Source organism: Bacillus sp. Nf3 (assembly GCF_003028545.1).
GTDB lineage: Bacteria > Bacillota > Bacilli > Bacillales > Bacillaceae > Bacillus > Bacillus safensis.
On sequence record NZ_PYUA01000147.1, the window covers coordinates 1 to 501 of the forward strand.

1 protein-coding gene is annotated in these 501 nt (G+C 68.9%); it reads left to right on the top strand.

All coding sequences use genetic code 11. The annotated features are described in order from the left end of the window. Positions 1-27: 27 nt before the first annotated feature. Positions 28-501, top strand: a 474-nt coding sequence (locus C9414_RS21255) for an LptF/LptG family permease (protein WP_219909152.1), incomplete at its 3' end; no start/stop codon positions are given.

Sequence of the window (501 nt, forward strand, 5' to 3'; positions counted from 1 at the left end):
GGGAGCCCGCGCATGAGGCTGCGCCCGATGCGTTTCGACCTGTACCTGGGGCGCTCGGTGTTCACCACCGTGCTGCTGACCTGGGCGGTGCTGGTGGGCCTGGACGTGGTGATGGCCTTCTCCGGCGAATTCAAGGACATCGGCAAGAACGGCTACACGCTGGGCCACGCTGCGGCCTGGGTGCTGTACACCGTGCCGCGCCGTGCCTACACCTTCTTCCCGACCGCTGCGGTGATCGGCTCACTGATGGGCCTGGGCCAGCTGGCGGCGACCTCGGAGCTGACCGCGCTGCGCGCGCTGGGCCTGTCGCGCAAGCGCCTGAGCGTCTCGGTGGCGATTGCCCTGTCGCTGTTGACCGCGGTGATGGTGCTCAGCGCCGAGACGCTGGGGCCGTGGGGCCAGGACCGCGCCGATGCGCTGAAGACCAGCGCCAAGTGGGGGCTGGATATCTCGACCACCCGCTATTCCGGGCTGTGGGCATGCGAAGGCGATACCTTCCTC